The organism is Serratia sp. PL7 (assembly GCF_945957435.1).
Genome location: NZ_CAMFLB010000004.1, coordinates 375,749 through 395,680, shown reverse-complemented (window position 1 = coordinate 395,680; position 19,932 = coordinate 375,749). Strand labels below are relative to the sequence as shown.

At 61.7% G+C, this 19,932-nt stretch carries 17 protein-coding genes; 8 read left to right on the top strand and 9 right to left on the bottom strand.

The genetic code is table 11. The features are described from left to right. Positions 1-235: 235 nt before the first annotated feature. The 3 genes from mazG to rlmD form a co-directional block, all read right to left on the bottom strand. Positions 236-1,030: a nucleoside triphosphate pyrophosphohydrolase gene (gene mazG, locus N6G83_RS22035; RefSeq protein WP_089180568.1), complete on the bottom strand. Its 795-nt coding sequence runs from the start codon at positions 1,028-1,030 to the stop codon at positions 236-238. Positions 1,031-1,132: 102 nt separating this feature from the next. Next, positions 1,133-3,364, bottom strand: a complete 2,232-nt coding sequence (gene relA, locus N6G83_RS22030) for a GTP diphosphokinase (protein WP_025301597.1) — start codon at positions 3,362-3,364, stop codon at positions 1,133-1,135. A 9-nt stretch (positions 3,365-3,373) separates the two neighbouring features. Then, positions 3,374-4,723, bottom strand: a complete 1,350-nt coding sequence (gene rlmD, locus N6G83_RS22025) for a 23S rRNA (uracil(1939)-C(5))-methyltransferase RlmD (RefSeq protein ID WP_025301596.1) — start codon at positions 4,721-4,723, stop codon at positions 3,374-3,376. A gap of 66 nt (positions 4,724-4,789) precedes the next feature. Here rlmD and barA point away from each other — a divergent pair, with 66 nt between their 5' ends. Beyond that, complete coding sequence (gene barA, locus N6G83_RS22020) at positions 4,790-7,516, top strand: two-component sensor histidine kinase BarA (RefSeq protein WP_049204768.1); 2,727 nt, start codon at positions 4,790-4,792, stop codon at positions 7,514-7,516. A 68-nt stretch (positions 7,517-7,584) separates the two neighbouring features. Here the strand turns inward: barA and degP are convergent, their stop codons facing one another. Beyond that, entirely contained in the window at positions 7,585-9,024 is a 1,440-nt protein-coding gene (degP, locus tag N6G83_RS22015; RefSeq protein WP_049294833.1) for a serine endoprotease DegP, read from the bottom strand. A 180-nt stretch (positions 9,025-9,204) separates the two neighbouring features. Further along, positions 9,205-10,722, bottom strand: coding sequence for a dGTPase (dgt, locus tag N6G83_RS22010; protein WP_049207270.1), 1,518 nt, complete (start codon positions 10,720-10,722; stop codon positions 9,205-9,207). Positions 10,723-10,851: 129 nt separating this feature from the next. Between dgt and mtnN the strand changes: the two genes are divergently transcribed. From mtnN to N6G83_RS21990, 4 genes are all read left to right on the top strand, one after another. Continuing rightward, positions 10,852-11,553: a 5'-methylthioadenosine/S-adenosylhomocysteine nucleosidase gene (gene mtnN / locus N6G83_RS22005; protein ID WP_049200308.1), complete on the top strand. Its 702-nt coding sequence runs from the start codon at positions 10,852-10,854 to the stop codon at positions 11,551-11,553. A 22-nt stretch (positions 11,554-11,575) separates the two neighbouring features. Next, positions 11,576-12,361 (top strand): vitamin B12 ABC transporter substrate-binding protein BtuF, encoded by a 786-nt coding sequence (gene btuF, locus N6G83_RS22000; RefSeq protein ID WP_260515951.1) that lies wholly within the window; start codon positions 11,576-11,578, stop codon positions 12,359-12,361. Continuing rightward, positions 12,361-12,975, top strand: a complete 615-nt coding sequence (locus tag N6G83_RS21995; RefSeq protein ID WP_025301590.1) for a TRIC cation channel family protein — start codon at positions 12,361-12,363, stop codon at positions 12,973-12,975. Before btuF ends, N6G83_RS21995 begins: the two co-directional genes overlap by 1 nt. A gap of 200 nt (positions 12,976-13,175) precedes the next feature. Continuing rightward, positions 13,176-13,424, top strand: a complete 249-nt coding sequence (locus N6G83_RS21990) for a hypothetical protein (protein ID WP_025301589.1) — start codon at positions 13,176-13,178, stop codon at positions 13,422-13,424. 56 nt (positions 13,425-13,480) lie between these two features. On the opposite strand, the gene erpA is transcribed toward N6G83_RS21990, so the two are convergent. Both erpA and clcA read right to left on the bottom strand, forming a co-directional pair. Continuing rightward, on the bottom strand, positions 13,481-13,825 hold the full coding sequence (gene erpA / locus N6G83_RS21985) for an iron-sulfur cluster insertion protein ErpA (RefSeq protein ID WP_004932708.1): 345 nt from the start codon (positions 13,823-13,825) through the stop codon (positions 13,481-13,483). A gap of 89 nt (positions 13,826-13,914) precedes the next feature. Next, positions 13,915-15,354 carry a H(+)/Cl(-) exchange transporter ClcA gene (gene clcA, locus N6G83_RS21980; protein ID WP_169541261.1) on the bottom strand — a complete coding sequence of 480 codons (1,440 nt, stop codon included), beginning with the start codon at positions 15,352-15,354 and terminating at the stop codon, positions 13,915-13,917. A gap of 174 nt (positions 15,355-15,528) precedes the next feature. Between clcA and hemL the strand changes: the two genes are divergently transcribed. Then, positions 15,529-16,818, top strand: a complete 1,290-nt coding sequence (hemL, locus tag N6G83_RS21975; protein WP_025301587.1) for a glutamate-1-semialdehyde 2,1-aminomutase — start codon at positions 15,529-15,531, stop codon at positions 16,816-16,818. 60 nt (positions 16,819-16,878) lie between these two features. Here hemL and ampE read toward each other — a convergent pair whose 3' ends face one another. Together ampE and ampD are read right to left on the bottom strand one after the other, a co-directional pair. Beyond that, positions 16,879-17,733, bottom strand: a complete 855-nt coding sequence (gene ampE, locus N6G83_RS21970; RefSeq protein ID WP_025301586.1) for a beta-lactamase regulator AmpE — start codon at positions 17,731-17,733, stop codon at positions 16,879-16,881. Further along, complete coding sequence (ampD, locus tag N6G83_RS21965; protein ID WP_025301585.1) at positions 17,733-18,329, bottom strand: 1,6-anhydro-N-acetylmuramyl-L-alanine amidase AmpD; 597 nt, start codon at positions 18,327-18,329, stop codon at positions 17,733-17,735. The genes ampE and ampD overlap by 1 nt, the downstream gene beginning before the upstream one ends. 84 nt (positions 18,330-18,413) lie before the next feature. Between ampD and nadC the strand changes: the two genes are divergently transcribed. Together nadC and ppdD are read left to right on the top strand one after the other, a co-directional pair. Next, positions 18,414-19,304, top strand: coding sequence for a carboxylating nicotinate-nucleotide diphosphorylase (nadC, locus tag N6G83_RS21960; protein ID WP_025301584.1), 891 nt, complete (start codon positions 18,414-18,416; stop codon positions 19,302-19,304). A gap of 189 nt (positions 19,305-19,493) precedes the next feature. Beyond that, entirely contained in the window at positions 19,494-19,931 is a 438-nt protein-coding gene (gene ppdD / locus N6G83_RS21955) for a prepilin peptidase-dependent pilin (protein ID WP_025301583.1), read from the top strand. Position 19,932: the final 1 nt, after the last annotated feature.

Here is a 19,932-nt window from a genome sequence, read left to right as displayed (position 1 = left end):
CTCCCGTGTTCATCAGGGTTTACTCCGCCGGCGCCGCCTAAACCCTCTAGGAAATACAAAGAGTTAGCGGAGAAAATTTCTTTTTACCGCCCCTATCGAGCGATAAAACGCCTTAGATTTCAGTTTGTTGGCCTTTTGCTGCCGACGGCAGCCCTGCGCCTGTGACCTGACCGTAAGCTTAACCGTTTCAGCCTGAGTGAACCTTGTTTGCGATCAACATTGTCGTTGCAGCGATTCAACTTTCCTTGCGCTTCACCTGCTGCCAGGCGTCTTCCATCTGCTCCAGCGTGGCGTCTTCAAGCCGCAGCCCGCGTTGCTGGACGATCGCCTCCACCTCCCGGAAGCGGCGTTCGAACTTGCGGTTCGCCGCCTGCAGCGCGTTCTCGGCCTTGTGGCCCAAATGGCGCGACAGGTTCACGGTGGCGAACAGCAGATCGCCGATCTCCTCTTCCAGCTTGCTCTCATCGACCACCGCCTGGCGGGCTTCGTGCATCACTTCGTCGATCTCTTCATACACTTTGTCCAGCACCGGCCCCAGCGTGTTCCAGTCGAAGCCGACCGAGGCGCAGCGTTTTTGGATCTTGTGCGCCTTCATCAACGCCGGCAGCGCCTGTGGAATGTCGTCCAGCACCGAGTGCAGCGCTTTTTCGGCGCGCTCGCCGGCCTTCAGCTGCTCCCAGCGCGCCGCCACGGCTTCGCTGTCTCCGCCCTCGGCGTCGCCGAAGATGTGCGGATGTCGGCGCTCCAGCTTGTCGCTGATGGCGGTGCACACCTCATCAAAATCGAACAGCCCCTGCTCCTGCCCCATCTGGGCGTAGAACACCACCTGAAACAGCAAGTCGCCCAGCTCGTCGCGCAGATCGGCGTAGTCCTGCCGTTCGATGGCGTCCAGCACTTCGTAAGTCTCTTCCAACGTATAAGGCGCAATGGTGGCGAAGGTTTGCTTGCGGTCCCACGAGCAGCCGAGCTGCGGGTCGCGCAGCGTTTTCATGATGTTCAGCAGACGCTGCAGCGGAGTGGATTGGGTCATAAAAAATCTCTGAGAAAGAATGGGGGCGCAGGGGAGCGCCCGCAGAGTTCATGGATTTCGGGCCGCATCCGCTATCGATACGGCCCGAAAGGCGATATGGGCTTAGTTGCCGTGCAAACGCTTGGCGTCTATCACGTCCGGCAGCTGATTCAATTTCGCCAGTACCCGGCTCAACACCTGCTGGTTGTAGATTTCGATATCCATGTCGATAGTGGCCAACTGCTTCTTGGTATCGCTGCGGCTGGCGACGCCCAGCACGTTGACCTTTTCGTTGGCCAGAATGGTGGTGATATCGCGCAGCAGCCCGCTGCGATCGTTGGCCATCACGCGCACCACCAGCGAATAACCGCTGGAGTAGCTTTCGCCCCACACCGCATCGACGATGCGCTCCGGCGCATGCGATTGCAGATCGACCAGCTGATCGCAGTCCGCACGGTGGATCGAAATACCGCGCCCCTGGGTAATAAAACCGACGATGTCGTCGCCCGGGATCGGCTGGCAGCAGCGGGCGATGTGGTGCATCAGGTTGCCCACGCCCTCCACCACCACGCGGCCGTTATCCTTGTTGCGGGTCGGCGGCGGCGCTTTCTGCTGCACCAGCTGGCGCAGCGCCTCGCGATCCTGCTCTTCGGCGCTCGGCTTGTTGAACTTGCCCTGCAGGTAATTCACCATCTGGTTCAGGCGAATGTCCCCGCCGCCGATCGCCGCCAACACCTCGTCCAGCGAGTTCATGTTGTAGCGCGGGATCAACAGCTTCTCAGCCTCTTTCAGGCTGATGCCGAGATGCTCCAGTTCGTTGTCCAGCATCTGGCGGCCGGCGAGAATGTTCTTGTCGCGATCCTGCTTGCGGAACCAGTTGTGGATCTTCGAGCGCCCGCGGCTGGTGGTCACGTAGCCCAGGTTCGGGTTCAGCCAGTCGCGGCTCGGGTTTGGCTGTTTCTGGGTGATGATCTCAATCTGATCGCCCATCTTCAGCTGATAGGTAAACGGCACGATGCGGCCGCCGATCTTGGCGCCGATGCAGCGGTGACCGACGTCGCTGTGAATGTGGTAAGCGAAATCGAGCGGCGTGGAGCCGGCCGGCAGATCCACCACGTCGCCTTTCGGGGTAAAGACATAGACCCGATCGTCGAACACCTGGCTGCGCACTTCGTCGAGCATTTCGCCGGAGTCCGCCATCTCTTCCTGCCAGGCGATGAGCTTACGCAGCCAGGCGATGCGCTCTTCGTAGCCGGAGCGCACGGTCACCCCCGCGCCCTCTTTGTACTTCCAGTGTGCGGCCACGCCCAGCTCGGCGTCTTCATGCATTTGCCGGGTGCGGATCTGAATCTCGACGGTTTTGCCGCGCGGCCCCAGCACCACGGTGTGGATCGACTGGTAGCCGTTGGGTTTCGGGTTGGCGACGTAGTCGTCGAACTCGTCCGGCAGGTGGCGGAAGTGGGTATGCACGATGCCCAACGCCGCGTAGCAATCCTGTAGACGCTCCGCCACGATGCGCACCGCGCGCACGTCGAACAGTTCGTCAAACGCCAGGTGCTTTTTCTGCATCTTGCGCCAGATGCTGTAGATGTGTTTCGGCCGGCCGTAAATCTCCACCCGAATGCCTTCTTTGGCCATCTCGGCGCGCAGCCCGGCGACGAAGTCGTCGATGAACTGTTCGCGATCGATGCGGCGCTCATGCAACAGCTTGGCGATGCGCTTGTATTCTTCCGGGTGCAGGTAGCGGAAGCAGAAATCTTCCAGCTCCCACTTCAGTTGGCCGATGCCGAGCCGGTTAGCCAGCGGGGCGTAGATGTTGGAACACTCTTTCGCCGCCAACACGCGTTCGTCTTCCGGCGCGTCTTTCACCTCGCGCAGGTGGGCGATACGTTCCGCCAGCTTGATGACCACGCAGCGGAAATCCTCCACCATCGCCAACAGCATGCGGCGCACGTTGTCGACCTGTTCGGAGGCCATCGAGTCGTTTTGGGTGGCTTTCAGTTGACGAATGGCGTCCATGTCGCGCACGCCGTGCACCAGCGCGACGATGCCATTGCCGAACGCTTCGGTCAGGGTCTCTTCCTGCACGATGCCGGCGTCCACCAGCGGGAACAGCAGCGCGGCGCGCATACTGTCGTTGTCCATGCTCAGCGTCGAGAGGATTTCCACCATCTCCAGGCCGCGCCACAGCAGCAGCGAGGCGTCGGGATGGTTTTGGGTCTGCTGCTCACAATAACGCCAGGTTGCGGCCAATCGCTCACATGACTGCGGGTTAGGTAGCCCCAAGCCGGCGATCCACTCATCGAGAGCGAACTCACCCGCCGTATTCAGATGTGCACTTCTTACCGCAACCATAACTTCTCCCTACTTTGCAGCGACCTCTGGCGCGCGCTCGTTGATAAACAGCGCCATTGATTCAAGATGCCCCGTGTGCGGAAACATATCCAACATCCGCACGCGCGCAAGACGATAACCGGCGTTCAACAGCACTTTGCTGTCGCGAGCCAGCGTGGTGGGGTTACAGGAAACATACACCACCCGCGCCGGCGCCAGTTTTACAATGTGTGACATCACCCCGGCCGCACCGGCGCGGGCGGGATCCAGCATCACCTTATCAAACCCTTGTGCTGCCCAAGGTTGCCGCTCAACGTCGTCCTCCAGATTCTCATGGAAGAACGACGCATTATTCAGCTTATTCTTATGTGCATTATATTGCCCATTCGCTACCAGCGTGGCAACACCTTCGATGCCCACCACCGCAGCGGCGCGGCGCGCCAGCGGCAGGGTAAAATTCCCCATGCCGCAGAACAGGTCCAGCACCCGATCATTGGGTTGAATGTCGAGCCATTCAAGGGCCTGCGCCACCATTTGTTGGTTTACGGCGTCATTGACCTGAATAAAGTCGCGCGGACTGAAGTCTAAGCGTAGCCCGTCAACCTGATAATACGGCGTTTCACCGCACAGTTTTTCCACGCGGTCGCTGTCCGGCGCCAGATAAACAGCGACGTTTTCCCGCTCGCCAAACGCCAACAGCGCCTGGCGATCCGCCTCTTTCAGGGCATCGAGATGGCGCAGCACCAGCAGCGGGCCGTTATCCGCCAGCACCAGCTCCACATGCCCCAGCCGCCGCACCGCCTGCAGCCCGCTCAGGCAGGCGCGCACCGGCGCCAGCAGCTGTTCCAGCTCCGGGCGCAGCACCGGGCAGTGCTCCACCGCTACCAGCTCGCTGGAGGCCGCCTGTCGAAACCCCATCATCAGGCGCTGCAACTTCGGCTGCCACGCCAGGCTCAGGCGGGCGCGGCGGCGATAGCCGTATTCCGGGCCGGCGATCACCGGTTCCTGCTGCGGGGTCACCCCGGTTTCGCGGGCGATCATGCGCACCAGCGCCGCCGCCTTGCTCTGCTGCTGCAGTGCCTCATCCGCATGCTGCTGCTGGCAGCCGCCGCACACGCCGAAATGCGGACAGCGCGGTGCCACCCGCTGCGGGCTGCGGCTCAGCAGGCGCTTGAGCTTGCCTTTGGCGAACTGGCGCTTGTCTTCGGTCAGCTGGATTTCCGCCTGCTCGCCCGGCAATACGCCCGGCACGAACACCGCTTTGCCGTCGTGGCGCGCCACGCCCTGGCCGAAAGGATCGAGATCGCTCACCGTCACGGTGAAGATTTGTGAGCTCTGCCGGGTCGTCACGCGGCGTTTGGGAGAGTAGAATTGCGCCATATTTGTCGATTGTGTGCTGGTTCATTAAGCTAGTGTCAGCTGTCAATTCTCCCACATTGGAATCCCATGACCAAATACAGCCTGCGTGCGCGCATGATGATCCTGATTCTGGCCCCGACCTTGCTGATTGGTTTGCTGCTCAGCACCTTCTTCGTGGTGCACCGCTATAACGAGCTGCAGGAGCAATTGGTCGACGCCGGCGCCAGCATCATCGAGCCGCTGGCGGTGGCCAGCGAGTACGGCATGACGTTCCGCAGCCGCGAATCGGTCAGGCAGTTGGTCAGCCTGTTGCACCGCCGCCATTCGGACATCGTGCGTTCGATCACCGTGTTCGATGCGCAGAACAATTTGTTCGTCACCTCCAATTATCATCACAACTTCGCTCAGCTGCAGCTGCCGAAAGGCGTGCCGTTGCCCACCGAGCTGATGCTCACCCGACGCGGCGATTCGCTGATCCTCCGCACGCCGATCCTGTCGGAAAACCAATATCCGGATGAAACCGCTGACGGCGGCAGCCACCCCGACAACAACCTGGGCTATGTGGCGATCGAGCTGGATCTGCAGTCGGTGCGGTTGCAGCAATATAAAGAGGTGTTCGTCTCCACCCTGCTGCTGTTGCTGTGCATGTGTATCGCCATCCTGTTTGCTTACCGGCTGATGCGCGACGTGACCGGCCCGATCCGCAACATGGTGAACACCGTCGACCGCATCCGCCGCGGCCAGCTCGACAGCCGCGTGGAGGGCTACATGCTCGGCGAGCTGCACATGCTGAAGAACGGCATCAACTCGATGGCGATGTCGCTTACCGCCTATCACGAAGAGATGCAGCAGAACATCGATCAGGCCACCTCCGACCTGCGTGAAACGCTGGAGCAAATGGAGATCCAGAACGTCGAGCTGGATTTGGCGAAAAAACGCGCGCAGGAGGCAGCGCGCATCAAGTCCGAATTCCTGGCCAACATGTCGCACGAGCTGCGTACCCCGCTCAACGGCGTGATCGGTTTTACCCGCCAGATGCTGAAAACCGATCTGAGCGCGACCCAAACCGACTATTTGCAGACCATCGAGCGCTCGGCCAACAACCTGCTGACCATCATCAATGACGTGCTGGACTTCTCCAAGCTGGAGGCCGGCAAGCTGGTGCTGGAGCATATTCCGTTCGCCCTGCGCGAAACGCTGGACGAAGTGGTGGTGCTGCTGGCCCCCAGCGCCCACGACAAAGGGCTGGAGCTGACGCTGGATGTGCACAACGACGTGCCGGAGCAGGTGATCGGCGACTCGCTGCGCCTGCAGCAAATCATCACCAACCTGCTGGGGAACGCCATCAAGTTCACCGAAACCGGCAATATCGATATCCGCGTCGAGCTGCGCAAACAGCTGGATCGCCGGGTGGAAGTGGAAGTGCAGATCCACGACACCGGCATCGGCATTTCCGAACGCCAGCAGTCGCAGCTGTTCCAGGCATTCCGTCAGGCAGACGCCAGCATCTCCCGCCGCCACGGCGGCACCGGGCTAGGGTTGGTGATCACGCAAAAACTGGTGAAGGAGATGGGCGGCGACATCTGCTTCCACAGCCAGCTGAATCGCGGCTCGACCTTCTGGTTCCACATCACGCTGGATCTGAACGAGGGCATGCTGTCGCTGGCGCCGAGCCTGCCGGATCTGAACGGCAAAACGCTGGCCTATATCGAGTCCAACCCGACGGCGGCACAGGCGACGCTCAACATGCTCAGCGTCACGCAGCTGGTGATCACCCACTCGCCGACGCTGGGCCAGCTGCCGTCAGGCCATTACGATTTCCTGCTGGCCGGCGTGCCGATCCCGTTCCGCGACAACATGGCGCAGCATCAGGACAAATTGTTGGCCTCGCTGAAGCTGGCCGATCGGGTCATTCTGGCGCTGCCGTGCCAGGCGCAGATCGACGCCGAGCTGCTTAAGCAACAAGGCGCGCTCGGCTGCCTGATCAAGCCTATCACCAGCACGCGTCTGTTCCCGCTGCTGAGAATGGAGACGCCCGATCGGCTCGCCGCCCCACCTGAGCGTAAACGTCTGCCGCTGACGGTGATGGCGGTGGACGACAACCCGGCCAACCTGAAGCTGATCGGCACGCTGCTGGGCGAACAGGTGGAAAAAACGCTGCTGTGCGAGAGCGGTGAGGAAGCGCTGGCGCTGGCGCGCAACAACGTGCTGGATCTGATCCTGATGGACATTCAAATGCCGAAGATGGACGGCATTCACGCCAGCGAACTGATCCGCCAACTGCCGCACCACAACTCTACGCCGATCGTCGCCGTCACTGCCCATGCCGCCAGCGGCGAACGCGAGCATCTGCTGCAGGCCGGGATGGACGACTACCTGGCCAAGCCGATCGACGAGAAAATGCTGACCCGCGTGCTGTCGCGCTACCACAGCGGCGACGTGGAAAGCGCCGTCGCCGACGATGCCCCGCTGTCGCTCGACTGGCCGCTGGCGCTGCGCCAGGCGGCCAATAAACCGGATCTGGCGCGCGATCTGCTGCAAATGCTGCTCGATTTCCTGCCGCAGGTGCGCGAACGGGTGCAGGCGCTGCTCGAGGGGCAACACGACGACGAGATCCTCGACCTGGTCCATAAGCTGCACGGCAGCTGCAGCTACAGCGGCGTGCCGCGCCTCAAGCAGCTGTGTTTCTACCTCGAGCGGCAGCTGCGCCAGGGCATCACCAACGACGAACTGGAGCCGGAGTGGCTGGAGCTGTTGGATGAGATTGAACTGGTGATCCACGCGGCGCGCGCGCATCTGGCGCAACCGGCCTGAATCCTCAGGCCATAATGCAAAAAGGCACGCCGTAGCGTGCCTTTGTTGCTTTTAGCGCCTGATGTTTATCACTGCGCCAGCAGGTACAGTTGGCTATCGCCACGCTGAATATTCAACGCCAGCACCGACGGTTTGCTGTCGAGGATTTTACGCAGCTCGCCCAGGTTCTGGATCGGCTGTTGGTTCACGCCCAGGATCACGTCGCCCTTTTTCAGGCCGATGCGCGCGGCGGCGCTGCCGGCTTTCACGCTGTCGACCTTGACGCCTTTCACGTTGCCGACCTGGGTATTGCTCAGCTCGGCGCCTTCAATGCCGGTGTAGATATTGCCCGAGGCCACCTGGGTCTGCGCGCTTTGCTCCAGCGTGACGTCAATCGTTACCGGCTTGCCGTCGCGAATAATGCCCAGCGACATCTTGCTGCCGACCGGCAGCGTGCCGATCTCCGCCCGGAACGAGGCGAAGCTGGAGATGGCCTTGCCGTTCATGGTGACGATCACGTCGCCGGCCTTGATGCCCGCCTTCGCGGCGGAAGATTTCGGCATTACCTGGCTGACGAAGGCCCCGCGCTGCGCATCGACTTTCATTGCCTTGGCCAGCTCAGAGTTCAGCTCGGTGCCCATGATGCCCAGCTCGCCGCGTTTCACCTGGCCATACTCGACCATTTGCGCCGTCAGGTTTTTCACCATGTTGCTCGGAATAGCGAAGCCGATACCGATATTGCCGCCGTCCGGCGCCAGGATCGCGGTGTTGATGCCGATCAGCTCGCCGTTCAGGTTAACCAGCGCGCCGCCGGAGTTGCCGCGGTTGATCGCCGCATCGGTCTGGATAAAGTTTTCGTAGTTTTCGATGTTCAGGCCGCTGCGCCCCAGGGCGGACACGATGCCCGAGGTGGCGGTTTCACCCAGCCCGTACGGGTTGCCGATCGCCACGGTGTAATCACCGACGCGCAGCTGATCGGAGTCCGCCATCTTGATCGCCGTCAGGTTCTTGAAGTCTTTCAGCTGGATCAACGCGATATCGGAACGCGGATCCTTGCCGATCACTTTGGCGTCGAAGCGGCGTCCGTCGCTCAGCTGCACCTGGATCTTGTTGGCGTTGTCCACCACGTGGTTATTGGTCACCACATAGCCCTTGGTGGCATCGATGACCACCCCGGCGCCCAGCGCCTGGAATTTCTGCTGCGTGCCCTGCGGCTGGCCATCCGGCCCTGGCTGTTCACCGCCCTGACACATCGGCGAGCCCTGGAATGGCGAACCGTCCTGGCAGAACGGCGAATCCTCACCGAAGAACTGTTGGAACTGCTGCGGCATGCGCGGCGTATTGACCGTGGTGCTGCCCTCAACGTTAATGCTCACGACGGAAGGCATCACCTTCTCCAGCATCGGTGCCAGGCTCGGCAGCTGTTGGGTGCTGGAAGAGGCGGTTTCAGCGGCGCTGGCCGTCGCCGGGCCCATCGCCATACCGATACTGAATGCCAGTGCGCTCAGAACTAATGCGGTTTTTTTCATCTGTGTGTCTCTTATAAAGTCGTTCAAAAAGAATGGCCGTCTTGCGTGCTTATTCAGAGTTAATTAATAGCCCGAAGTTCCGGCACAGATGATTGGCAATAGTAAACAAATATTGTCCGTCTTTACAAAACTCGAGACAGCCAACCGGTTGGAATTGCTGGCAATTATTCTTCAGCTCAATTATTCCGCCGCCATCAATCGACGATATTCATCATAGGCGTACAGGTCGGTCATTCCGCTGATATAGTCCTGCAATAAACGCGCGCGGAAATAATATTCCCGAATGCCTTGCTGCTCCGGCGATAAATGCTGCAGCCCTTCTACCGCCTCCGCATACGCTAGCCGATGCTTGGTGGACAGCTTGTGGAACAGGCGTGTTTCAATCGGATAAGCGCGATGGCTGTCCTCGCGCACCAGCTGGCTGAAGTCCGCCAGCGACATCGCCAACAGCGGGCTGTAAATGTCCAGCAGGCCGCTGATCACCCGATAGCCTTGCAGCTCGAGCTGCTCGACCTCAGGGTGGTTGAACACGTGCTTGAACGCCACATTTTTAAATATCTTCAGTAGCCGATAGGCCGGGCTGGAATCCTCCAGCAGCGCCTGATTGAAACTGCCCTGATAGACCGCGTCCAGATTGTCGATAAAGCGCTGCGCCGCATGCGGCACCAGCCGCGCCACGGTAAACACCCGCAGATACATGAAGAACTGATCTTCCGCGCTGCGCCGCGCGCCGCCGCGATCGATCTTGCGAAACGCGCTGGCGACGGTCTTGTCGAACAGATCGCCCGGCACCACCTCGCCCCACTCCTGAATCAGGTGCTGATACAGCTGCTCGACGGTGAAAATGCTCTTCTCCACCGCGTCTTCCAGATCGGCCACGCAGTACGAGATATCGTCGGCGGCCTCCATAATATAGGTCAGCGGGAAACGATCGAACTCGCCCATGTGCAGCTCGCGCCGCAACCGATCGACGAAGGCCTCTTCCGCCAGATAGTAGCCGGGCTTTTTCATCAGGTAACTGTGGCTGGCAGGGATGTCGCTCGCCCAGTAGGCCGGGCGGGTGTATTTCAAAATGCAGCCGACCTGCGCGTAGGTCAGGTTGAGCTTGAGCAGGCTGTACACCATGCGGATCGCCTGAGCGTTGCCCTCGAAGTGGCTGAGATCCTGACGGATCCGGCTGCGCAGCCGGTTCAGATCGCCCTCCCCTTCATGCAGGCGCAGCGTCGCCACCTGGCAGCGATCGTGGCTGCCCGGCTCGCTGCCGCAGCTGGCGGGATCGAGCCGCTGGGCGAACCAGTCGTTGATCGCCGACTCGCCGAAGTGTCCGAACGGCGGATTACCGATGTCGTGCATCAGGCAGGCCATTTCCACGATGCTTTCAAACGGATCGAGCAGCCGGGTCAAGCCGAGCTCATCAATTCTCCCCGCCTGTTTGAAGCGATTGAGGATCTCTTTGGCGATGTGGCGCCCAACCTGCTGCACCTCCATCGAGTGCGTCAGGCGGCTGCGCACCGCCGCGTTGCGTTCCAGCGGAAACACCTGGGTTTTTTGCTGCAGACGGCGAATGGCGGCCGAGTTGACGATGCGCCCGCGATCGCTCTCGAACTGCCGCACGATGTCGTACTCTTCCTCGGCCTCGATCGGTTTGCTGAAAGGCCGTTGGAAGCTGATTTTTTGCTTGAAGTCGATCCCGGACATCTGTTTCTCCGCCGTTGCGCCCTGCCCCCGTGATAACAATTCCCGGCAGCGGATGCAACGCATTATCTCTGATACACAGCCATGATAGACTATGCCGCAATTCTCACGGCCAATCAGCGAGTGTTATTTATGAAAGTAGGCATCATCGGCGCAATGGAGCAGGAAGTCACCCTGCTGCGCGATCAAATCGAAAACCGTCAAACCATCCAGCGCGCGGGCTGCGAAATCTACACCGGCCAGATCGGCGGCGTTGACGTGGCCTTGCTGAAATCCGGCATCGGCAAAGTCTCTGCGGCCATGGGCACCACCCTGCTACTGGAACACTGCAGCCCGGATCTGGTGATCAACACCGGTTCCGCCGGCGGCTTGGCCAGCACGCTGCGCGTGGGCGATATCGTGGTGTCGGAAGAAGTGCGCTACCACGACGCCGACGTCACCGCCTTCGGCTACGAGCCGGGCCAGATGGCCGGCTGCCCGGCGGCGTTCGTCGCCGACGACGCGCTGATCGCGCTGGCGGAAAGCTGCATCAAACAGCTGGATCTGCACGCGGTGCGCGGCCTGATCTGCAGCGGTGACGCCTTCATCAACGGCGCCGAGCCGCTGGCGCGCATCCGCGCCACTTTCCCGCGCGTCGCCGCCGTGGAAATGGAAGCCGCGGCGATCGCCCACGTCTGCCATCTGTTCGGCACGCCGTTCGTGGTGGTGCGCGCCATTTCCGACGTCGCCGACAGCGAGTCGCACATGAGCTTTGACGAGTTCCTGGTGGTAGCGGCCAAGCAGTCTACGCTGATGGTCAATGCCATGCTGCAAACCCTGGCCAAGCGCGGTTGATGTGAGGCTGCGCTTCACCTCGATGCTCTGTCTGTTGGCGCTCTGGCTGGCCCTGCCGGTCGGCGCCGCCCAGCGGGTGATTAGCCTGGCGCCCAACGCCACCGAGCTCGCCTATGCCGCCGGCATGGGCGAGGTACTGGTGGCGGCGAGCGCCTATTCCGATTACCCGCCGCAGGCCGCCAAGCTGGAGCAGGTGGCCTCCTGGCAGGGCATCAACCTGGAGCGGGTGCTGGCGCTCAAGCCGGACCTGATCCTCGCCTGGCGCGGCGGCAATCCGCAGCGCGTGCTGGATCAGCTCGCCGCGTTCGGCATCCCGATCTTCTATGCGGACGCCGACAACCTCGGGGGGATCGCCGGCTTGCTGGATAAGCTGGCGCAATACAGCCCGCACCCGGATCAGGCGCATCAGGCGGCAGACGACCTTCGCCGCCAGTTCGCCGCTCTCAAGCAACAATACGCCGCTAACTCACCACGGCGCGTGCTGCTGCAGTTCGGCACCCAGCCGCTGTTCACCAGCTCCGGCGCCACATTGCAAAGCCAGGTGCTGGCGCTGTGCGGCGGGCAGAACGTCTTCGCCGATAGCCGCACCCCTTGGCCGCAGATCAGCCGCGAGCAGGTGCTGGCGCGTCAACCCCAGGCCATCATCATCACCGGCGGCGCGAAAGAGGCCGCCAATGTGAAAGCCTTCTGGGCGCCGCAGCTGCAGGTGCCGGTGATCGCGCTGAACGAAGACTGGTTCAATCGCGGCGGGCCGCGCCTGCTGTTGGCGGCGCAGCAGCTGTGCCGCCAGCTGGCGGAGATCCGCTAATGCTGGTGTTCTGGTTGGATATTCTCGGCACGGCGGTGTTCGCCGTCTCCGGCGTACTGTTAGCCGGCAAGCTGCGCATGGATCCGTTCGGCGTACTGGTATTGGGCGTGGTCACCGCGGTCGGCGGCGGCACCATCCGCGATATGGCGCTGGCCAACGGCCCAGTGTTCTGGGTCAAGGATCCCACCGATCTGGTGGTGGCGATGATCACCTGCGTCTTGACGCTGCTGCTGGTGCGCCAGCCGCGCCGCCTGCCGAAATGGGTGCTGCCGGTGCTCGACGCCGTCGGGCTGGCGGTGTTCGTCGGCATCGGCGTCAACAAGGCTTTCGCGGCCGGCACCGGCCCGCTGGTGGCGATCTGCATGGGAGTGATCACCGGCGTCGGCGGCGGCATTATCCGCGACGTGCTGGCGCGCGAGATCCCGATGATCCTGCGCACCGAAATTTACGCCACCGCCTGCATCATCGGCGGCATCGTGCACGCTACGGCGTTTTACACCTTCCACATGCCGCTGCAACAGGCCATGATGCTGGGCATGGTCATCACGCTGGCCATTCGGCTGGCGGCCATCCGCTGGCACCTCAAGCTGCCCGCCTTTATTCTCGAACGCTGAGCCGTCGCCCTGCGGGGCGACGCGTGGCAACGCCGCACCGGGTGATTTATTAGACTAAAAATGGGTCTAGTGGTATTATTTTCGTCCAAAAAATAGCGTAGTATCGATGTGAAATTCTGTTACCCGCAGGTTAATCCCTTCCCCACGCTGTTAAAACTTTTTAACTTTTTGCCGATAAGTCATCACAAGATGGCTTACGGATGACTATTCCCGCAATGATGAAAAAAATTCTGCTTGCCTGCTGTGGCGCCCTGCTGAGTGGCGCCGCGTATGCCGATGCCGTCAGCGGCCAGATCGGCGTTACCCTGACCATTGAACCGCAATGCGCCGTGCGCCTCGAAGCCGCCGTCCCCCAGGCCGAATGCAGCCACGCGACGGCGCAGCCGAAGATCATCCGCACCCCACCGGCGCAGGAAAGCAATGCGGAAGTGATCCTCGTGGAATGGTAGACATAAAAAAACCCGCCGGCCGTAAGGCGAGCGGGTTGATGTTCTGACAGACAAACTCAGATGCTGAACGACGAACCGCAACCGCAGGTGGTTTTGGCATTCGGGTTGGTCACCACGAAGCGCGACCCTTCCAGCCCTTCGGTGTAATCCACCGAACCGCCGACCAGATACTGCAGGCTCATCGGATCGACCACCAGCGCCACGCCCTGCTTCTCGATGGTCATGTCGCCATCGTTGACCTTGTCGTCAAAAGTGAAGCCGTACTGGAATCCGCTGCAGCCGCCGCCGGTAATGTAAACCCGCAACTTCAGGTTCGGGTTTTCTTCGTCAGCAATCAGGAACTTAACCTTGTTTGCTGCTGCCTCGGTAAATTGCAGGGGCAGTGCCGTTTGATCACTCATACTCTTTACTCCCAACATTGTTCAGCATCAGATCGCGACTATGGCTGCCTGATTAATATTAACGATTATCCGATACCTGAGTGTTGCGTTCAAGTATTCACCGCATTTGTTGTATTTTCCTTACCTGTTTTCTCCGCCGCTTCCCGTGCCAGCTGCACCTCCTGCCTTTGCAGGGTGCGAGCCAAGATCGACGAATACAGCGGCTTGCCGCCGAGCAGCTGCGCCACCACCGTGGCGCCGAGGCAGGTGATGATCATCGGTAAAATCAGCTGATAGTTGTCGGTCATTTCCAGCACCAGCACGATGCCGGTCAACGGGGCCCGCACCGTGGCGGCGAACAGCGCCCCCATACCGGCGATGGCGAAGGTGCCCGCTTCGATGCCGTATTGCGGGAACAGATGCGCCCCCGCCAGCCCGAAGGCGGTGCCGAACAGCGTGCCCAGCGCCAGCATCGGCGCAAAGATGCCACCCGGCGCGCCGGAACCGAAGCACAGCAGCGTGGTGAAGATGCGGGTAATGAAGATAAACATCAACATGCCGACGCTGTAATTGCCCGCCGCGGCGATCGGGATCAGCCCAAAGCCGCCGCCCGCCGCCTCTGGCTGAATCAACCCCAGAATGCCACACACGCCGCCGAGCAACCCACCCATCAACAAGATATTGCGCATTCTGCCGCCGTGCAGGCGCGCGAACATGTCTTGGGTGCGGAAGATCAGCGCGTTGAACCCCACGCCCACCGCGCCGAATATCGCCCCCAGCACCAGATAGAGCCACAGGGTGTTGATGGGCGCCGAAGAAAGTTTGTCGACCGCGATCACCGAGCCCTGGCCGTTAAACAGCTGGTACACCACGCTCGACATGATAACGCCGATAAACACCGCTTTAATCGAGATCAGGTTGTAGCGAAACTGCGGCCGCATCTCTTCGATGATAAACAGAATGCCGGCCAGCGGCGCGTTGAACGCGGCGGACAGCCCGGCGGCGGCCCCGGTCGCCAGCAGCGAATGACGCGCCTCGGCGCCGCGAATGCGCAGCACGTCCAATACCATGCGCCCGACGTTGCCGCCCATTTGCACCGTGGGCCCTTCGCGCCCCAGCACCATGCCCGCCCCCAGCGTGCCCATGCCGCCGATGAATTTCACCGGTATCACGCGCCACCAGCGCACCGGCCGCAGCTCCTCCAGCGCGCCTTCGATCTCCGGAATGCCCGAGCCGCCCGCCTCAGGCGCAAAGCGCCGCACCAGGTAATAGCCCAGCGCCGCCAGCGCGGCGGACAGGATAAACGCCAGCGGCCACACCAGGATCCAGGAGTCGGCGACCTGCGCCAGCGAAGCCAGCCGCTGCTGCTGCACCCACTCCACCGCTTTATCGAAGGCCACGCCAAGCAAACCAGCCAGCGTCCCCACCAGCGCGGCCATCAACAAGATCGCCACCGGCGTTTTATCGCGGCGGATAAACTGGCGCACCGCATCGCTGCGGCTAAGGCGCGGGCTCAACGTCCCGACGGGCTGTGAGTGTGATTCTGTCATCGCGAATAATTCGTCAGGTAATTTGTAATACAAATAGGCAGGGCGATAATTCTACCCCAACCCGGCGGCGGGCGCTGCCGTTAATGGTATCTGACTGTGATCGTTTCATAACGCGGCGCTCTCCTCTAGAATAGCGCGGTCAAATCATTCAAAAGAGAATCCAGGAGCCGATTTATGAGCCTACACAGCAAGTCCGAAAGTCTGTACGCCCAGGCGCAACAGTTGATCCCCGGCGGGGTAAACTCTCCGGTGCGTGCATTCACCGGCGTAGGCGGTGTGCCGCTGTTTATCGAGCGCGCAGACGGGGCTTACCTGTTCGATGCCGACGGCAAGGCCTATATCGACTATGTCGGTTCCTGGGGGCCGATGGTGCTGGGGCATAACCACCCGGCGATCCGCGACGCGGTGATCGAAGCGGCGCAGCGCGGCCTGAGCTTCGGCGCGCCGACCGAGATGGAAGTCAAAATGGCGCAGCTGGTCACCGAGCTGGTGCCGACGATGGATATGGTGCGCATGGTGAACTCGGGCACCGAAGCCACCATGAGCGCCATCCGCCTGGCGCGCGGCTACACCAACCGCGATAAAATCATCAAGTTCGAAGGCTGCTACCACGGCCACGCCGACTGCCTGCTGGTGAAAGCCGGCTCCGGCGCGCTGACCCTCGGCCAGCCGAACTCACCGGGCGTGCCAGCCGACTTCGCCAAACACACTCTGACCTGCACCTATAACGATCTGGATTCGGTGCGCGCCGCCTTCGAACAGTACCCGTCAGAGATCGCCTGTATCATCGTCGAGCCGGTCGCCGGCAACATGAACTGCGTGCCGCCGCTGCCGGAATTCCTGCCGGGCCTGCGCGCCCTGTGCGACAAGTACGGCGCGCTCTTGATCATCGATGAAGTGATGACCGGCTTCCGCGTGGCGCTGGCCGGCGCGCAGTCCTATTACGGCGTTGAGCCGGATCTGACCTGCCTCGGCAAAATCATCGGCGGGGGTATGCCGGTGGGCGCCTTCGGCGGCCGTCGCGATGTGATGGAGGCGCTGGCGCCGACCGGTCCGGTCTACCAGGCGGGCACCCTGTCCGGCAACCCGATCGCCATGGCGGCGGGCTACGCTTGCCTGACCGAAGTGTCGCAGGTTGGCGTGCACCAGACGCTGACCGAACTGACCGAGATGCTGGCCGCAGGCCTGCTGCATGCGGCGCAGGAAGAGAATATCCCGTTGGTGGTCAACAACGTCGGCGGCATGTTCGGCCTGTTCTTCACCGACGCGCCGGCGGTCACCTGCTACCAGGACGTGATGCAGTGCGACGTGGAACGCTTCAAGCGCTTCTTCCACCTGATGTTGGAAGAAGGGGTGTATCTGGCACCGTCCGCCTTCGAAGCGGGCTTCATGTCCGTGGCGCACAGCAAGGAAGACATCCAGCGCACCATCGACGCCGCGCGTCGCTGCTTCGCCAAGCTGTAATCCCGGCCGGATGGCCAAAAAAATGGGCGCCTCGGCGCCCGTTTTGTTTTTCGCTGCGGCTTAAAGCAGCGTGCCGTAAATGGTCAACAGCGCCACCACCACCACGATGATCATCGTCACCTTGCGCGCCAGCGTCACCGCCGCGCGCGGCGTTTGCACCGGATCCATATGCGGATCGCGCGCCAGCGAGAACTGCGCCAGCCGCGTCAACACCTGATACGACGACGAATGCCGATCCCCCAGCGAAGCGAACCAAGCCGGCAGCGCCCGCTCGCCGTGGCCAAACAGCGCATAGGCCACCCCGGCCAAACGCACCGGGATCCAGTCCAGCCAGTTCAGCAGATGATCGATGCCCGACTGCGAACGCTCCAGCGGCGTATTGTGGCGCGCCAGCCAGGTTTGATAGGCGCGCAGGAAGGCATATCCCGCCAGCGCGATCGGCCCGTACGGCCCAAAGACCACGAACCAGAACAGCGGCGCCAGGTAATAGCGGAAGTTGATCCACAGCAGCGCGTTTTGCAGCTCGCGCAGGCGCAGCTCCTCACTGCAGTCCACCGGCAAGCCGTGGATCAACGCCAGCTCTTCCGCCATCTGGTCGCTGGCGTGGGTATCGCCCTGTCGCGCCGCTTTCAGGTAGGCGCGGTAGTGTTTGCGCTTGATGCCGGCGCCGACGCACAGCAGATCGATGACGATCCACAGCAGCAGCGTCACCACGCCAAAGAATAACCCGTGCGACAACCACAGAACGCCCCAGACGACAACCATCCAGGCGGCGGTCATCGCCAGCGTCTGCGCCAGCGAAACCCGATGCAGCCGCTGAAATACCACTTCGAGGCGATGATCCAGCTGCCAGTGTTCCCCCAGCTTGAACAGGCGCTCCCAGGCCAAAACCAGCAACAGCGTAAACAGCGTCATTAGCGATTCCTCTCCCTTTTTCTTGTCTCAAGCATAGCGTCGGCAGGCGCGCCGCGTTGTTCCAGAGATGCCAGATAGCGATCCCAATCGAACGCCGGCCCGGGATCGGTTTTGCGGCCGGGGGCGATATCGCAATGCCCGGCGATATGCGCCGCCAACGGCGGATAATGTTCGGCCAGCAGCGCGGTGACCGCCTGCAGCGTGCGGTATTGCGCCTCGGTGTAGGCTAACTGGTCGGTGCCTTCCAGCTCGATGCCGATGGAGAAATCGTTGCACCGTTCGCGCCCCTGATACAGAGAAACGCCCGCGTGCCACGCGCGCTGGTCGAAGGGCACATACTGCACGATCTCCCCATCGCGGCGGATCAGGCAGTGCGCAGACACTCGCAGCTGATGGATCTCGGCGAAATAAGGGTGCTGCGCGGGATCGAGCGTGCCGGTGAACAGCTGGTCGATATAGGGGCCACCGAATTCGCCGGGCGGCAGGCTGATGTTATGGATGACCAGCAGCGAGGGCGGCTCGTCATCCGGGCGACGATCGCAGTGCGGCGAAACCACTCGCGTCACCCCGACAATCCAGCCATTTTCCAACTGCATCAGACACCTCTCTGCGGTGGTACTTATTCCTGCAACAGAGTAGCATGTTCCCCTACGATCTAACCGTCCATTTCGGAGTTTTCCATGCCGACACGCCGCTACAGTGCCGACCGTCGCCGTACCGAGCTTCTTGAACGTATTGAAAGTGATATTCCCTATTCCGTCGCCCAGGCGCTGCGCGAAGACCTGGGAGGTGAAGTTGACGCCGGGCGCGATATTACCGCGCAATTGTTACCGGCGGACAAGCAGGCCGAAGCCACCGTCATTACCCGCGAAGCCGGCGTGTTCTGTGGCCGCCGCTGGCTGAACGAAGTCTTTATTCAGTTGGGCAACCAGGTGCAGGTGGAGTGGCTGGTGGCAGACGGCGACCGTCTGATACCGAACCAACCGCTTTGCCGGCTGCGCGGCCCTGCACGGGTGCTGTTGACCGGCGAGCGCACCGCGCTGAACTTCGTGCAGATGCTCTCCGGCGTGGCGACCGAGGTCAGCCGCTATGTGGCTCTGCTGGAAGGCACCCAGACTCGCCTGCTCGATACCCGCAAGACCTTGCCCGGCCTGCGCACCGCGTTGAAATATGCCGTACTGTGCGGGGGCGGCAGCAACCACCGGCTGGGGCTGTCCGATGCCTTCCTGATCAAGGAAAACCACATCATCGCCTCCGGCTCGATCAAAAACGCGGTGGAAAAAGCCTTCTGGCTGCACGCCGACGTGCCGGTGGAAGTGGAAGTCGAATCGCTTGATGAACTGCAGCAGGCGCTGGACGCCGGCGCCGACATCATCATGCTGGACAACTTCAGCGTCGAGATGATGCGTCAGGCGGTCGCCCAAACCCAGGGCCGCGCCCAGTTGGAGGTATCCGGCAACGTCACCAGCGAGACGCTGCGCACCTTCGCCGAGACCGGCGTGGATTACATTTCGGTCGGCGCGCTGACCAAACATGTGACCGCGCTCGATCTGTCGATGCGCTTCAAATGATCCCCTCGCCCCCGGCCGCCGCCGGGGGCGTTACCGCAGATTTGCGAAGCCCCTCGCACCGTTTTTCCCTCCGCTGCAAACGGCATCATTACTGATGGAAGCACGCCGAGAAACGCGTAAAACCCGCTCGCCGTTCCCCCGCGCAAACCGCTACCGTTGTTTTCCACACCCTTATGGAGGAAACAACGCATGGAAACGCAACGCGGCTTTAGCCTGATCGAACTGATGGTGGTGATCGCCATCATCGCCATCCTCAGCGCCATCGGCATTCCCGCCTACCAGCGCTACATCCAGAAAGCGGCGATGACCGACATGCTGCAAACCATGGCGCCGTATAAACTGGCGGTCGAACTGTGCGTGCTGGATGAAGGCGCGCCCGCCGGCTGTGAAGCCGGCAGCAAAGGCATTCCCACCGGCGGCGCGTCGCGTTACGTCAGCGGGGTGAAAGTCGTTAAAGGCGTCATCACGCTGACCGGCGCCCAAACGCTGCAGGGGCTGGCGGTGGCGTTAACCCCCAAGTCGAACGCCGATGGGCTGACCCACTGGACCCGGCTGTGCAGCAGCGAAAACGCGACGCTGGTTGAGGTGTGCCGGGAAGTCTTCCGCTTCGACGACGCAGCGGAGTAGC

What these genes read in the sequence shown, in the direction of transcription:
- ampE (WP_025301586.1), bottom strand. Translation starts at nt 17,733, where the DNA reads ATGACGCTGTTTACGCTGTTGCTGGTTTTGGCCTGGGAGCGCCTGTTC.
- nadC (WP_025301584.1), top strand. Translation starts at nt 18,414, where the DNA reads ATGCCGACACGCCGCTACAGTGCCGACCGTCGCCGTACCGAGCTTCTT.
- btuF (WP_260515951.1), top strand. Translation starts at nt 11,576, where the DNA reads ATGCTCTGTCTGTTGGCGCTCTGGCTGGCCCTGCCGGTCGGCGCCGCC.
- dgt (WP_049207270.1), bottom strand. Translation starts at nt 10,722, where the DNA reads ATGTCCGGGATCGACTTCAAGCAAAAAATCAGCTTCCAACGGCCTTTC.
- degP (WP_049294833.1), bottom strand. Translation starts at nt 9,024, where the DNA reads ATGAAAAAAACCGCATTAGTTCTGAGCGCACTGGCATTCAGTATCGGT.
- mazG (WP_089180568.1), bottom strand. Translation starts at nt 1,030, where the DNA reads ATGACCCAATCCACTCCGCTGCAGCGTCTGCTGAACATCATGAAAACG.
- erpA (WP_004932708.1), bottom strand. Translation starts at nt 13,825, where the DNA reads ATGAGTGATCAAACGGCACTGCCCCTGCAATTTACCGAGGCAGCAGCA.
- N6G83_RS21990 (WP_025301589.1), top strand. Translation starts at nt 13,176, where the DNA reads ATGACTATTCCCGCAATGATGAAAAAAATTCTGCTTGCCTGCTGTGGC.
- hemL (WP_025301587.1), top strand. Translation starts at nt 15,529, where the DNA reads ATGAGCCTACACAGCAAGTCCGAAAGTCTGTACGCCCAGGCGCAACAG.
- N6G83_RS21995 (WP_025301590.1), top strand. Translation starts at nt 12,361, where the DNA reads ATGCTGGTGTTCTGGTTGGATATTCTCGGCACGGCGGTGTTCGCCGTC.
- clcA (WP_169541261.1), bottom strand. Translation starts at nt 15,354, where the DNA reads ATGACAGAATCACACTCACAGCCCGTCGGGACGTTGAGCCCGCGCCTT.
- barA (WP_049204768.1), top strand. Translation starts at nt 4,790, where the DNA reads ATGACCAAATACAGCCTGCGTGCGCGCATGATGATCCTGATTCTGGCC.
- rlmD (WP_025301596.1), bottom strand. Translation starts at nt 4,723, where the DNA reads ATGGCGCAATTCTACTCTCCCAAACGCCGCGTGACGACCCGGCAGAGC.
- ppdD (WP_025301583.1), top strand. Translation starts at nt 19,494, where the DNA reads ATGGAAACGCAACGCGGCTTTAGCCTGATCGAACTGATGGTGGTGATC.
- relA (WP_025301597.1), bottom strand. Translation starts at nt 3,364, where the DNA reads ATGGTTGCGGTAAGAAGTGCACATCTGAATACGGCGGGTGAGTTCGCT.
- mtnN (WP_049200308.1), top strand. Translation starts at nt 10,852, where the DNA reads ATGAAAGTAGGCATCATCGGCGCAATGGAGCAGGAAGTCACCCTGCTG.
- ampD (WP_025301585.1), bottom strand. Translation starts at nt 18,329, where the DNA reads ATGCAGTTGGAAAATGGCTGGATTGTCGGGGTGACGCGAGTGGTTTCG.